A 13,695-nucleotide genomic window follows, 5' to 3' on the forward strand; every position below is an offset into this window, starting at 1 on the left:
ACGCTGGTTGATTACCGGAAGTGATCCGGCACGTCTCGAATGCCGAGAGCCCCTGACGGGCAGCGGGATTCGCCTTTGCAAGGCAGAAGTCAGGGGTTCGAATCCCCTAGGCTCCACAGCGATTACGGCCGTGGCTGCACGTCGACGCTCGGCGGCCGCGGCGATGGTTCCGGACGCGACGAACGGCGCACGACCGAGAATGCGACCGCACCGCCCGCGAGGGCCAGCACTGCGACTCCGGCAACCACCCATGGGCGCTTGCTGCGGCGCTGGGCTCGGCGGGCTTCCTGCAGCGCCTGCGGCAACCCGCTGACGACCTCCTGGGCGGCGGCCAGCTCTTGCGCGATCGTCTCCTGCGCCGACTGCAGGTCGTGGGCCAACCGGCCCTCCTGGTACCGCCGGCGCAAGCTGGACGCGCCTGCCTGCGCAGAGTGAGCACCCAGCCCGAGGAGGCCACGCGTAACGTCCACGGGACCCACCGCCGAGTACGTCAGACCCCGGTTCAGCCGCTGCCGCGGGGTCAACCGGGTCTTCGTCTTCGCGCTCATCTGCCACCTTTCCGCCGACCGTTGCCGAACGCACCGACCTCCCACCCTGCCACTATCGGGAGCGCAGCGGGCCCGATGCGCGTAGGCCTACGCGATAGCGAGACCGGATGACGGGCGGCGGTACCGGTGATGGCAGACTGTGATGCCGTGACTACCAGCCCAATTCAGACCGCCACTGCCACACTGCACACCAACCGCGGCGATATCAAGATCGCATTGTTCGGAAACCACGCTCCCAAGACCGTTGCCAACTTTGTGGGCCTGGCGCAGGGCACCAAGGACTATTCGACCGAGAACGCCTCAGGCGGCAGTTCCGGCCCGTTTTACGACGGCGCTGTCTTCCATCGGGTGATCAGCGGATTCATGATCCAGGGCGGCGACCCGAGCGGCACCGGCCGCGGCGGCCCCGGCTACAAGTTCGCCGATGAATTCCACCCGGAATTGCAGTTCGACAAGCCGTACTTGCTGGCGATGGCCAACGCGGGCCCGGGTACCAACGGATCACAGTTTTTCATCACCGTAGGCCAGACCCCGCACCTGAACCGCCGCCACACCATCTTCGGCGAGGTGGTCGACCCCGAGTCGCAGAAGGTCGTCGACGCGATCGCCACCACCCCCACCGACCACAGCGACCGGCCCACCGAAGCCGTCGTCATCGAGTCGGTCACGATTTCCTGACCGAGCCGTATCAGGAGCCGGCGTAGCCGGCGGCGGTAAGCGCGTCGAGCACGTCCAGCGGATCGGTGCCCAGATCCCAGCGCGAGAAAATCAGCAGTTGGTCGTCGACGCCATCGATCTCGAGTAGCCGCATCTTGCGGCCGATCCGACGGAATTCGGTGATCCGGACGATCTTGATATCGGGGCGTCGCAATAGTTGCGTTCGCCACCATCCGCGAACCAGGAGCCCGTCGGGCGTGATTGCCAGCTTCGGTCGCGCGCGCCACGACATCCACGCAAACACCATCAATCCGATGGCCGCCGCACCGGTCAGTATCCGCCCTGGCAGGTCTGTGACCAGAGTCACACACACGGTAGCCATCACGAGGCCAGCGAGCCCGCAACCAGCGATTCCGTTCACAGGCGGCGCCCATTGAGTTTGCTGCATGCGGTTCCCAACACTCCTACCACTGTCGATGCGGTTATCCACAAGCGCTATCAACAATGGGGATGAATCACATCCGTGTGATTGAGTAAGCGCGACGTCGCTAGCCCAGTAACGACCCATCGCGCAGTTGAATTCATTATGTGGGCCAGGTTCCCTACCGCCACCGCATGGTCAGTAACAATCCGGTGATCATGAAAGCAAAGGCGACCGCGTAGTTCCAAGGACCGAGCTCTGCCATCCAGTCGAGCATCGCCGGCGCACTGGGACCCGTTGCTGCCAGTTGAAAGACCATCAGCCAGATCAGCCCGATCAACATCAAGCCGACGAACAATGCGACAAACCAGACGCTGGACGGCCCAGCCTTGACCTTGACCGGTGTACGGCTTACCGCGCTGACCGCGAAGTCGTTCTTCTTGCGGACCTTGGACTTGGGCATCGGGACCTCAGGACAGTAGGGGCGGTGCAACGATAAGGGCGGGCCGCTGCAAGCATTGTTCGGCTACGAGACTAACCCACGTCAGCACAGTGAACGGAGAGCCGATGGTCAACAAGACCGCCCGCCGCTCGCCGTGGCGTGTCGGCGTCCCGCTGGTGTGCCTGCTCGCCGGAGTGCTGCTCGGCGCCACCCACGGTGTGTCCAACGGCAGTGAGATCCGGCGCAGCGACGCACCGCGGCTGGTCGACATGGTCCGCGACGCGCAGGCTGGAGTCGACGCGCTCAGTAACGAACGCGACCGACTGGCCACCACCGTCGACTCCACCCACGGGCGGTCTTCCGATAGCGCGCTGGCGGCGATGCTGCGACGGTCTGCCGAGTTGGCTGGTGACGCCGGTCTCGACCCGGTGCACGGGCCAGGACTGGTGGTGACGCTCACCGATGCGCAGCGCGACGCCAACGGCCGGTTCCCCCGCGACGCCTCACCCGACGACCTCGTCGTACATCAACAGGACATCCAGGCCGTGCTCAACGCGTTGTGGAGCGCGGGCGCAGAGGCAATCCAGATGCAAGACCAGCGCATCATCGCGACGTCGGCGCCACGTTGTGTCGGGAACACCCTGCTGCTCAATGGCCGTACCTACAGCCCGCCGTACACGGTCACTGCCATCGGCGATGCCGGGGCCATGCAAGCCGCGCTGGCGGCCGCTCCCCTGGTGACTCTTTACAAGCAGTATGTGGTGCGGTTCGGTCTCGGCTATACCGAAGCAGTCATGCCCGATGTGCGGATCGCCGGACACAGCGAGCCGGTCCGCATGCGCGTCGCCCAGCCGACCGGTCCGGTGAGCTACTGAGCTGGGCAATCGGGCGGGCGGTAGCCTGATGCGATGCGGATCTTGGTCGTCGACAACTACGACAGCTTCGTGTTCAACCTCGTGCAGTACCTCGGCCAACTCGGCGTCGAGGCTGCGGTGTGGCGCAACGATGATGCGCGGCTGTCCGATCCGACCGCAATCGCCGGCCAGTTCGACGGCGTACTCCTGAGCCCTGGTCCGGGCACGCCCGAACGCGCCGGGGCGTCGATCGACCTGGTCCGCGCGTGCGCCACGGCGCACACCGCACTGCTGGGGGTATGTCTGGGCCACCAGGCGATCGGCGTGGCGTTCGGCGGCACCGTCGACCGGGCACCCGAATTGCTACACGGCAAGACCAGCAGCGTCTTTCACACGAATACCGGTGTGCTGCAGGGTCTTCCGGACCCGTTCACGGCGACCCGGTATCACTCGTTGACGATCCTTCCGGAAACCTTGCCAACCGAGCTCGAGGTGACCGCGCGCACCCGCAGCGGTGTGATCATGGGGGTGCGACACACTGCCCTGCCCATCCACGGGGTGCAGTTCCATCCGGAGTCGATCCTCACCGAGGGCGGGCATCGGATGCTGGCCAACTGGCTGGCCTTCTGCGGGCACACCCGCGACGACGCACTGGTGCGCCGGTTGGAGAGCGAGGTCTTGGGCAGTTTCGGTCGCGGTGCGGCTACTGCCCGAACTTCAGCGTGATGTTGCCGTCCTTGTTGACGCCCTGACCCGGTGACGGGCTCTGGGAGACCACCCGGTTGTGCGAGGAGCCGCCGGCGTCGACGTCGGCGCCTTTGACGAGCACGCCGGTCCACCCCAATGCCCGCAGCTGCGGTTCGGCGTCCGTCCAGAACATCCCGGACACGTCGGGCATCACGAACTGGTTGCCCTTGGACACTTGCAGTTCGATCACCGAGTCCACCGGCACGGTCGCATCCGCGGGCGGATTGGTCCCGACTACCTCACCGGCCGGGCGGGGGCTGTCCACCGAGGCCTCGGTGAACTTGGTGAAGCCGTAGACACCGAGGTTCTTCTGGGCGAGCTCGACGGTCTGGCCGGACACAGCGGGGATCTGCTTGGTGGCCGGACCGGACCCGACGATGATGGAGATCTCGTTGGTGATCGCCGAGGTCTGGTTGGCGGACGGAATCGTGCCGATGACGCGGTCCTTCATGTCCGGCGGAGAGGCCGACTGAACCTGCTTGAAGCGGCCGAACCCGGCGGCTTTCAGCTTCTTCACCGCCGACGCGTAGCTCAGCGACGAAACGTCGGGCACCTCACGCTGCTCCGGCCCGGTGGAGACACTGAGAGTGATCTCGTCACCGGCGCCCACCGACGAGTCGGCGCCCGGGTCGGTGCCGATCACGTGGTCAGGTGGCACGGTCGAGTCGGGCTTCTGCTGCGTGCGCGTCTTGAAGCCCTTGTTTTGCAACGCGGCGATCGCATCGGCCGACGCCTGCCCACGCACGTCGGGCACCTGCACGTTGCGCGTGCTGTTGCCGAACGTGTTGATGGCGATGGTGACGAGGACGGTCAACACCGCCAATACCGCGACCGCTATGAGCCAGCGGCCCACCGACCCGCCACCGCGGTCGCGGCCGAAGTCGAGTGGCTGGCGGGGCAGCGGATCGGTGTGGGGGCCCACCGGGTCACTGGAATGCGGCGATGCCAGCAGCGAATTTCGCTCGGCGTCGGTGAGCACCTTGGGTGCCTCGGGCTGCTCACCGTTGTGCACCCGAACCAGGTCGGCGCGCATCTCCGCGGCGGTCTGGTAGCGGTTGTCGGGGTTTTTGGCCAGCGCCTTGAGCACGACGGCGTCCAACTCGGCGGAGACACCCTCATGCCGTTGCGACGGCGGAACAGGATCCTCGCGAACGTGCTGGTACGCGACCGCAACCGGTGAGTCACCGACGAAAGGTGGCTCGCCGGTAAGGATTTCGTAGAGCACACAACCCAGCGAATAGACGTCGGACCGAGCGTCGACCGAATCGCCCCGGGCCTGTTCCGGCGACAAGTACTGTGCGGTGCCGATCACCGCCGCGGTCTGGGTGACGCTGTTGCCGCTGTCGGCGATCGCCCGGGCGATGCCGAAATCCATCACCTTGACCGCGTTCGTGGTGCTGATCATGATGTTTGCCGGCTTGACGTCCCGGTGGATGATGCCGTGCTGGTGAGAAAAGTTCAGCGCCTGGCAAGCGTCGGCGATGACCTCGATGGCCCGCTTGGGCGGCATCGGCCCGTCGGTATGCACGATGTCGCGCAGGGTGACCCCGTTGACGTACTCCATCACGATGTAGGGCAGCGGCCCGGCGGGCGTCTCGGCCTCGCCGGTGTCGTACACCGCCACGATGGCGGGGTGGTTCAGTGCGGCGGCGTTCTGCGCTTCGCGCCGAAAACGCAGATAGAAGCTGGGGTCGCGGGCAAGGTCGGCGCGCAGCACTTTGACCGCCACGTCGCGGTGCAACCGGGTGTCATGCGCATGGTGCACCTCGGACATGCCGCCGAAGCCGAGGATTTCCCCAAGCTCGTAGCGGTCGGACAAATGCTGCGGAGTGGTCATACCGTTGTCTCGTGTCGGGCCGGCGACGCCTGCTGGAGATGCGTCAGCACGACAGCCCAGGGCTGCTTGTTCTGACGTCCAGCATGACCCGCTCCCCTATGATCCGTCCAATTGGACAGCTGTACAGCAGCCATGCCCGCGTTCGTCGAGGTGTTGCTTGGCGTGCCGGTGTCAGTCACGGTCGGGGCTGACGGTTGCGGCTGGGTGTCGTCGTGCGAGTTGATGACGATCAGCACCGCAATGATGATCGCCAACGCCCCTAATACTCCGGCCGCCCACAGCAGCGCGCGCTGGCCGGACGAGAAGGTGCGTCGCTGCGGCGGCGGGCGATGACCCCCGGTGGCGGGCCGCGACCGGCGAGCCGCTGGCGCCCGACCGGTCGGATTCGCCGCGGCCCTGGCCTGTGCTCCCGACGGTATGGCGGAGGGGGTGGCACGCCCGGAGGACGAACTCTGGTTGGGCCGCGGCGGCCGACGGCCGGCGCGCACCGCGGCGACCGCGTCGGCGAACGGTCCCCCGCTGCGGTAACGCATCCCGGGATTTTTGACCAGCGTGATCTCGATGAGCTCGCGCACATTGGGCGGAACATCGGTGGGCAGCGGCGGCGGCGGCTCTTTGATGTGCTTCATCGCCACCGTCAGCGCGCCGTCGCCGGTGAATGGCCGCTTACCCGAAACAGATTCGTAGCCAACAACTCCCAGCGAATAGACGTCGCTGGCCGGGGTGGCATCGTGGCCGAGGGCCTGCTCGGGGGCGATGTATTGGGCGGTGCCCATCACCATGCCGGTTTGGGTCACCGGCGCCGCGTCGACCGCCTTGGCGATACCGAAGTCGGTGATCTTCACCTGACCGGTCGGAGTGATCAGAATGTTTCCGGGCTTGACGTCGCGGTGCACCAGACCGGCGGCGTGCGCCACCTGAAGCGCGCGACCGGTCTGCTCGAGCAGATCCAGCGCGTGGCGCAACGACAGTTTGCCCATCCGTTTGAGGACTGAGTTGAGCGGCTCACCGTTGACCAGCTCCATCACCAGATACGCGGTGCGGCCTTCGCCATTCATCTGGGTTTCGCCGTAATCGTGCACGCTGGCGATTCCGGGGTGATTGAGCATCGCCGTCGTGCGCGCCTCGGCCCGGAACCGCTCGATGAACTCCGGGTCGGACGAGAACTCGCTCTTGAGGACCTTGACCGCGACGCGCCGACCCAGCCGACTGTCCACCGCCTCCCACACCTGGCCCATACCGCCAGTGGCGATGAGGCGCTGCAGCCGATAGCGGCCAGACAGCGTCACACCTACTCGCGGGCTCATGGTCCTCCCTGCAGCGCGGCCTCGATCACGGCCCGCCCGATCGGTGCAGCAAGCGCACCGCCGGTCGCGGACAACCGGTCGGCGCTGTCCTCCACCAGCACCGCAACAGCCACCTTCGGTGTCTGCGCGGGCGCGAAAGCGATGTACCACGCGTGCGGCGGAGTGTTGCGCGGGTCGGTGCCGTGCTCTGCGGTACCGGTCTTGGATGCGATCTGCACGCCGGGGATGGCCCCTTTCTGCTGTGTGAATTTCTCGGCGCCGACCATCAACTCTGTTAGCTTAGCCGCGACCTGCGGCGACACCGCACGGCGCTGCTCGCGGGGAGCGGTGCTGCTGATATTAGCCAGATCGGGCCCCTTGAGGCTGTCGACAAGGTAAGGCGCCATCGTGACACCGGCGTTCGCGATGGTCGCGGCCACCAGCGCGTTCTCCAGCGGGGTCAGCGCAACGTCCTTCTGACCGATGCTCGACATCCCCAGCGCGGCGGTATCCGGAATCGGGCCGACGGTGGATTGTGCGACCTGCAACGGGATGGGATCGGGGACAGTGTCCAGACCGAACGACTGGGCGGTACTGCGCAGGGCGTCGGCGCCGGTGAGCATGCCCAGCTGGACGAACGCGGTGTTGCAGGACCGGGCGAAAGCTTCGCGCAGCGAGACCGTGGGTTCGTCTCCGCACGGGGCACCGCCGTAGTTCTCCAGCGTGGCAGTGCTGTCGGGTAGCGGAATCTTGGGTGCTGCGGTCAGCTGGTCGTCCTCGGTGGTGCCGGCCTGCAGCGCGGCCGCGGTGGTGATCACTTTGAACGTGGAGCCCGGCGGATACGTCTCGGCGATGGCGCGGTTGGTCAGCGGGGAGTCGGGATTGTCGCGCAACCGCTGCCAGGCGCGCAATTGCTCCTCGGCGTTGTGCGACGCCAGCAGGTTGGGATCGTAGGACGGCGACGACACCAGCGCCAGGATCTTGCCGGTGGCGGGTTCGAGCGCGACGACCGCGCCCTTACACGGCCCGCTGCAGCCCTGCTGCATGGCGTCCCACGCCGCCTGTTGGACGCGTGGGTTGATGGTGGTGTCGACGTTGCCGCCGCGGGGGTCGCGGCCGGTGAAGAAATCGGCTAGCCGACGACCGAACAGCCGCTGGTCCGACCCGTTGAGCAGTGGGTCTTCGGCCCGTTCCAGTCCGGTGCTGGAATAGCGCAGCGAGTAGAAGCCGGTCACCGGTGCGTACACCGCGGGATCGGGATACACGCGCAGGAAACGGAAGCGGTTGTCGGTGGCCACCGAATAGGCCAGCAGTTGCCCTCCGGCGGTGATCTGGCCGCGCTGGCGGGAGTACTCGTCGAGCAGCACGCGCTGGTTGCGGGGGTCCGCGCGCAGCCCGTCGGCAGTGAACACCTGAGTGAGCGTGGCGTTGAACAGCAGCAAAACGATCAACGCCATCACGGTCACCGAGATTCGCCGTAGGGAGGCGTTCATACCCGCTCGATCACCTCGGTGCTGGCCGCCGCGATCGGCGACGTGTTACGCGCGCTGGTGCGGAACGGACGCCGCGCCGCATGCGACGTGCGGGCCAGAATGGCCAACAGCATGTAGTTGGCCAGCAGTGACGAACCGCCGTAGGACATCCAGGGTGTGGTCAGCCCTGTCAGCGGAATGAGTTTGGTGACGCCGCCGACGACGATGAACAGCTGGACGGCCAATGTCGAGGACAGACCCGCGGCCAGAAGTTTTCCAAAGCTGTCACGAACGGCGATCGCCGTGCGCATTCCGCGGATGATGACGATGGTGTAGAGCATCAAAATGCCTGCCAGCCCCACCAATCCGAGCTCTTCGCCGAAGGCGGCGACGATGAAATCGGTCGACGCCGCCGGCACGGTGTCAGGCTGCCCGTTGCCCAGCCCCGTGCCGAAGATGCCACCGGTGGCAAAACTGAACAGCGACTGCACCATCTGATAGCCGCTGCCTTCGGGGTCGGCGAACGGGTCCAGCCACGTCTGGACGCGGACCCGGACGTGATCGAAAACGAAGTACGCGGCAACGCTTCCGAGCGCAAACAAAGCCAGGCCGATGACCACCCAACTGAACCGCTGGGTGGCGAGGTAAACCACCACCAGAAACGACGCATATAGCAGCAGCGAAGTGCCCAAGTCTTTTTCGAAGATCATCACGCCGACCGAGATCACCCACGCCGCCAAAAGCGGCGCCAGGTCGCGCGGCCGCGGCAGGTCCAGACCCGCAACGTGCTTGCCGGCGCTGGTGAACAGACCGCGCTTGGCGACCAGCACTGCTGAAAAGAAGACGAGTAGCAAGATCTTCGAGAATTCAGCCGGCTGAATCGAAAAGCCCGGCAACCGAATCCAAATTTTGGCGCCGTTCTGTTCGGAGAACGACCGTGGCAGCAGGGCGGGAATCGCTAACAGCACCAGGCCACTCAGCCCGCAGATGTAGCCGTATCGCGCGAGCTGGCGGTGATCTTTCAGCCGACTGATCACCACCGCGAACGCGACGACGCCTACCAGCGTCCACAACATCTGCTGGTTGGCGCTGGGGCTGGCGCCGCGGCCCGCGTGGGAGAGGTCCAGTCGATGAATCATTACCAGACCCAACCCGTTAAGCAGTGCCACCACCGGCAGGAGCAGCGGATCCGCGTAGGGGGCATAGCGCCGGATGGCGGCGTGTGCGCCTACGAAGAGCGCCAGGAAAGCCGCGGCGTAAGTGATGAGGTCCCAACGCAATCCGCGGTCCTGGTTGGCTTCCACGATGGCCAGCGCCGCCGCGGTGATGACGGTGGCGAAGCACAGCAACGCCAATTCGGCATTGCGCCGAGTCGGCAGCGGTGGAGTCACTGCAACCGCCGGCTGCGGCGCGGTGCTCAATTTGCGCCGCTCCTCCTCATCGTCCCCTTGCAAGCTGGGGTGCCCCGGGCGCTCTGCATCGTCGTCGACCCGGGTCATGCCGCCGCCCGGCAATCGCTGCCTGGCTCGAGGGGAGGTGGGGGAAGCGCGGTCAACGTGGATGCCGACGTGGTCGGCGACGAACCCTCCGTAGGTTCTTCGGGGCTCGGCGTGCCGTGCTGTGGCGTGCTCGGTGCTGTTGTCCGGCTGGTGGTCGGCGGGGTGTGGGGCGTCGGCGAGGATGGCGACGTGGCGCGCGTCGGGGGGCACGGCGGCAGCAACGAGCCCGCGGCCAACTGGTGCAGCTGCGCGATGGCGTCATCCAGCGTCCCGGCCGGCAAACCCGCCGCGACTTGCGCGCGCTCCGACGGGCGCAGGTCGGACAGCTTTATGGGACGGCAGTTGAGGTTGCTTTTGGCTTGGCCGTAGTTGATTTGCGACAGTTCATTACGGCTGTTGAGGCAACCGACGAGATAAGGCTCATGCAGGGGAAAGCCGAGTATCGAACCCTGGACGCCGCGCATGATCGACACGTCGTCGTTGTAGGCGGCGACGTAGTAGTTGCTGTAGACGACCTGGCGGCCGATGGCCAGCGCCGAAAGGATCAGCAGTACCACCAACGTGACGCCGATCGCCATCCGTCGCCGCGACCGACGCGGACGAATGAATGCATCCGCTTGTGGCAGAACGCGTTTGACGACGCTCTTGCGCGGGTTGATGGCCGATGCCCGACCTGCTGCGGTGTTGGGTCGCGTCAGCTGGTCTTCTTCTCCCGATACCGCGCCGGCGATAATCGGCTGGGTCGGGCCGTAGTCGGAGTCGACAACGTCGGCGACCACCACAGTCACGTTGTCCGGGCCGCCGCCGCGCAGGGCGAGTTCGATGAGACGGTCAGCGCTGTCGGTGACGTCGGAGATCTTCAGCGCCTCGAGAATGGTCTCCTCGCTGACTGGGTCGGAGAGTCCGTCCGAGCACAGTAGGTAGCGGTCGCCTGCGCGCGCCTCGCGCATGGTCAGTGTGGGCTCGACCTCGTGACCGGTCAACGCGCGCATGATCAGCGACCGCTGCGGGTGGCTGTGCGCCTCTTCGCGGGTGATGCGCCCCTCGTCGACCAAGGTCTGGACAAAGGTGTCGTCTTTGGTGATCTGGGTCAGCTCGCCGTCGCGCAGCATGTAACCACGTGAATCGCCGATGTGTACTAACCCAAGACGGTTGCCCGCGAACAGGATTGCCGTCAGCGTGGTGCCCATCCCCTCGAGATCGGGCTCCATTTCGACTTGGGCGGCGATGGCCGAGTTGCCGGACCGCACTGCTGCGTCGAGCTTGGCCAGCAGATCGCCGCCGGGCTCGTCGTCGTCTAGGTGGGCCAGTGCAGCGATCACCAACTGGGACGCCACTTCACCGGCGGCATGGCCGCCCATGCCGTCGGCCAGTGCCAGCAGCCGTGCGCCGGCATAGACCGAATCTTCGTTGTTGGAGCGCACCAGGCCGACATCGCTGCGAGCCGCATAGCGGAAGAACAGGGTCACGGGCGCAACTCGATCACCGTTTTGCCGATTCGAACCGGCGTGCCAATGGGAACCCGTACCGCCGTCGTCACCTTCACCCTGTCAAGGTAAGTACCATTGGTCGATCCTAAATCCTCGACGTACCATTCCGCGCCTCGCTGCGATAGCCGCGCGTGCCGCGTCGAAGCGTAGTCATCGGTGAGCACCAGGGTGGAGTCGTCTGCGCGTCCGATCAACACCGGCTGTCCGCTCAACGTGATGCGCGCGCCCACCAGTGCCCCTTCGGTCACCACCAGGTAGCGGGCGGCGTGCCCACGCTGTCGCGAGGGCAACAGGGTGCCGCGCAGCGCCAAGCCCCGTCGCACCATGACGGCGCCGGTCGGCGCGTAAATGTCCGTCCGCAGGATCCGCAGCACCGACCAGATGAACAGCCAGAGCAGCATCAAGAACCCGGCGCGCGTCAGCTGCAGTACTAGACCCTGCATCTGGCGTCCTCTCCGTCCTGGCGCCGCGCTCTTCGCGCCGCGATGCCGAGCACATCAGCAACGTCACGATACTTGGACCGCGCTTGACGCGGGGTGAAGCTGGATGGCTTCACCTGGCTATGCGCTCAGTGGATATGGACGACGATCTCGGAGTGGCCCAGCCGGATGACATCGCCATCGGCCAACTGCCACTCTTGCACCGGCGCGTTGTTGACGGTGGTGCCGTTGGTGGAGTTGAGATCGGAAAGCAATGCGACCTGGCCATCCCAGCGGATTTCCAGATGCCGACGCGACACGCCCGTGTCGGGGAGCCGGAACTGCGCGTCCTGACCACGGCCCACGATGTTGGCGCCTTCGCGGAGCTGGTAGGTGCGGCCGCTGCCGTCGTCGAGCTGCAGGGTGACCGCGGTGCCGGAGGACGCGTAGCCACCCTGGCCGTAGCCGCCGTAACCACCCGCCTGACCGTAGTCATAGTCGCGGCCCGCGGGCTCGCCGTATCCGCCCGCCGATGGCGCGTAGCCTCCGCCAGCGGAACCGGCGTCGCCATAGCTCCCGTAATCGGGCTGACCGTAGTCCTGCCGGCCATATCCAGGGCCGCCCTGGTAGCCCTGCTCGTAGCCGCCACCCTGATCGGGGTAGGCCGCCCGCTGGTCAGGCTGACCGTAGCCGCCTTCGTCGTGACGAGCCGGCCCGCGGCCGTAATCGCCGTAGTCGCCGTAATCTTGGCCGCCAGGTTGCCCATAGCCACCGCCGCCCTGGCGGTAACCGGCGTCGTAGCCTTGCCCGCCGCCATAGCCGCCGGACGGACGCTGTTCATAAGAAGGTGGATAGCCGCCCTGGCCTTGATAGCCGCCCTGGTCCTGGTAGCCGCGCTGCTCTTGATAACCGCCCTGGCCCTGGTAGCCGCCCTGGCCTTGGTAGCCGCCTTGGTCCGGGTAGCCGCGCTGATCTTGGTAGCCGCCTTGGTCTTGTGGACCGCCCTGATCGGGGTAGCCGCCCTGGTCGGGTTGCCTAGGCGGATAACCGCGCTGGTCCGGGTAGCCGCCAGGCTCCGGTGGGTATGGGCCACGGGGATCCTGGCCGCCGCGGGGGTCATCCTGGTGCTGGCCGTAGCGGTCGTCGTAGTAATCGTCACCGGGCCGCCCCTGCCCCTGGCCGCCGCGATAGCTCGAATTCTCAGTCATTGGTACTCCTGGTTCTGCGCTAAACGCATGATCTGATTGTGGCGGGGCGAAATCACTAGCAGTCGGGCGGGGTTCCACATCGGGGTTGACAGCGCCGCAGGCGCGGAACTGTCCGGTGTGGAGGTTCGCTGATTTCTCGAACCGGACAACCACATCACCATACGTTTGCCATCCCTGTTCGCCGATGTATCCAGCCAAATGCTTAGCGAAGGTGTCCGACGTGAGATCCGGGTCGGCGCCCACTTTCTCGTAGTCGTGCATACCGAGGGTAATGATGTATTCGTTCGGAGCCAAAAGGCGATTGCCCTGAAGTGACCGAATACCGTCGGCTGCTTCACGGCGCAACATAGCTTCAACCTCTTGCGGGACGATGGAGCCGCCGAATACCCGGGCAAACGCATCGCCGACGGTGGATTCGAGTTTGCGCTCGATACGTTGAACGAGCCCCTTTTGGCTGTTCATAGTCCAGCGCCTGCCTTGCTTGTCCTTATATGTCGCTGCCGCAGCAGACGATGACCGTCCCGCGCGCTGCATCATCGCCTTCGTCTCATCATGCTATCGGTCCACCGCAACGTTGCGGCACCGTCAGATCTCTGAGAGTTGCGTCGACGCAGGTCAGCCGGTGCTTGCGGGCCGCCATTCGCGAGCAGCCGGCCTTGTCGGGGCATCAGGACGGTTGGGGCGGCTGACTATTAGAGTGGTAGGCTCCACCGGTCGTTCAGGGCGAGTGGCGGAATGGCAGACGCGCTGGCTTCAGGTGCCAGTGTCCTTCGGGACGTGGGGGTTCAAGTCCCCCTTCGCCCACTAGTATTACC

13 protein-coding genes and 1 tRNA gene are annotated in these 13,695 nt (G+C 65.9%); 4 read left to right on the top strand and 10 right to left on the bottom strand.

Annotated features, from left to right (window positions below):
* Window positions 1-122: 122 nt before the first annotated feature.
* Entirely contained in the window at window positions 123-548 is a 426-nt protein-coding gene (cwsA, locus tag AC5Y5W_RS23265) for a cell wall synthesis protein CwsA (protein WP_500012246.1), read from the bottom strand.
* 129 nt (window positions 549-677) lie between these two features.
* Between cwsA and AC5Y5W_RS23270 the strand changes: the two genes are divergently transcribed.
* The gene (locus AC5Y5W_RS23270) at window positions 678-1,226 is read left to right on the top strand and encodes a peptidylprolyl isomerase (protein WP_499889880.1); all 549 of its coding nucleotides are present in this window, start codon (window positions 678-680) and stop codon (window positions 1,224-1,226) included.
* A gap of 10 nt (window positions 1,227-1,236) precedes the next feature.
* Here AC5Y5W_RS23270 and AC5Y5W_RS23275 read toward each other — a convergent pair whose 3' ends face one another.
* Window positions 1,237-1,653 carry a PH domain-containing protein gene (locus AC5Y5W_RS23275; RefSeq protein ID WP_500012332.1) on the bottom strand — a complete coding sequence of 139 codons (417 nt, stop codon included), beginning with the start codon at window positions 1,651-1,653 and terminating at the stop codon, window positions 1,237-1,239.
* 154 nt (window positions 1,654-1,807) lie between these two features.
* A complete protein-coding gene (crgA, locus tag AC5Y5W_RS23280; protein ID WP_065014546.1) occupies window positions 1,808-2,089 on the bottom strand; it encodes a cell division protein CrgA in 282 nt (93 codons plus the stop codon).
* Window positions 2,090-2,193: 104 nt separating this feature from the next.
* Between crgA and AC5Y5W_RS23285 the strand changes: the two genes are divergently transcribed.
* Together AC5Y5W_RS23285 and AC5Y5W_RS23290 are read left to right on the top strand one after the other, a co-directional pair.
* Complete coding sequence (locus tag AC5Y5W_RS23285; RefSeq protein ID WP_500012245.1) at window positions 2,194-2,943, top strand: DUF881 domain-containing protein; 750 nt, start codon at window positions 2,194-2,196, stop codon at window positions 2,941-2,943.
* A gap of 33 nt (window positions 2,944-2,976) precedes the next feature.
* The gene (locus AC5Y5W_RS23290) at window positions 2,977-3,648 is read left to right on the top strand and encodes an aminodeoxychorismate/anthranilate synthase component II (protein WP_500022640.1); all 672 of its coding nucleotides are present in this window, start codon (window positions 2,977-2,979) and stop codon (window positions 3,646-3,648) included.
* Here AC5Y5W_RS23290 and pknB read toward each other — a convergent pair.
* From pknB to AC5Y5W_RS23325, 7 genes are all read right to left on the bottom strand, one after another.
* Window positions 3,626-5,506 carry a Stk1 family PASTA domain-containing Ser/Thr kinase gene (pknB, locus tag AC5Y5W_RS23295; RefSeq protein WP_500022641.1) on the bottom strand — a complete coding sequence of 627 codons (1,881 nt, stop codon included), beginning with the start codon at window positions 5,504-5,506 and terminating at the stop codon, window positions 3,626-3,628. The two genes, AC5Y5W_RS23290 and pknB, sit on opposite strands and share 23 nt — an antisense overlap.
* The gene (locus AC5Y5W_RS23300; protein WP_499889888.1) at window positions 5,503-6,813 is read right to left on the bottom strand and encodes a serine/threonine-protein kinase; all 1,311 of its coding nucleotides are present in this window, start codon (window positions 6,811-6,813) and stop codon (window positions 5,503-5,505) included. The genes pknB and AC5Y5W_RS23300 overlap by 4 nt, the downstream gene beginning before the upstream one ends.
* Window positions 6,810-8,285: a D,D-transpeptidase PbpA gene (gene pbpA, locus AC5Y5W_RS23305; RefSeq protein ID WP_500022642.1), complete on the bottom strand. Its 1,476-nt coding sequence runs from the start codon at window positions 8,283-8,285 to the stop codon at window positions 6,810-6,812. Before pbpA ends, AC5Y5W_RS23300 begins: the two co-directional genes overlap by 4 nt.
* On the bottom strand, window positions 8,282-9,685 hold the full coding sequence (locus AC5Y5W_RS23310; protein WP_500022645.1) for an FtsW/RodA/SpoVE family cell cycle protein: 1,404 nt from the start codon (window positions 9,683-9,685) through the stop codon (window positions 8,282-8,284). Before AC5Y5W_RS23310 ends, pbpA begins: the two co-directional genes overlap by 4 nt.
* A 74-nt stretch (window positions 9,686-9,759) precedes the next feature.
* Window positions 9,760-11,232 (bottom strand): PP2C family protein-serine/threonine phosphatase, encoded by a 1,473-nt coding sequence (locus AC5Y5W_RS23315; protein ID WP_500022643.1) that lies wholly within the window; start codon window positions 11,230-11,232, stop codon window positions 9,760-9,762.
* Window positions 11,229-11,696 (bottom strand): FHA domain-containing protein FhaB/FipA, encoded by a 468-nt coding sequence (locus tag AC5Y5W_RS23320; protein ID WP_499889894.1) that lies wholly within the window; start codon window positions 11,694-11,696, stop codon window positions 11,229-11,231. Before AC5Y5W_RS23320 ends, AC5Y5W_RS23315 begins: the two co-directional genes overlap by 4 nt.
* Window positions 11,697-11,821: 125 nt before the next feature.
* On the bottom strand, window positions 11,822-13,342 hold the full coding sequence (locus AC5Y5W_RS23325) for an FHA domain-containing protein (RefSeq protein WP_500022644.1): 1,521 nt from the start codon (window positions 13,340-13,342) through the stop codon (window positions 11,822-11,824).
* Between the two features lie 259 nt (window positions 13,343-13,601).
* Here AC5Y5W_RS23325 and AC5Y5W_RS23330 point away from each other — a divergent pair.
* Window positions 13,602-13,684 (top strand) — tRNA-Leu (locus AC5Y5W_RS23330).
* The last annotated feature ends 11 nt before the right edge of the window (window positions 13,685-13,695 follow it).

This window comes from Mycobacterium sp. NGS51 (assembly GCF_059812525.1).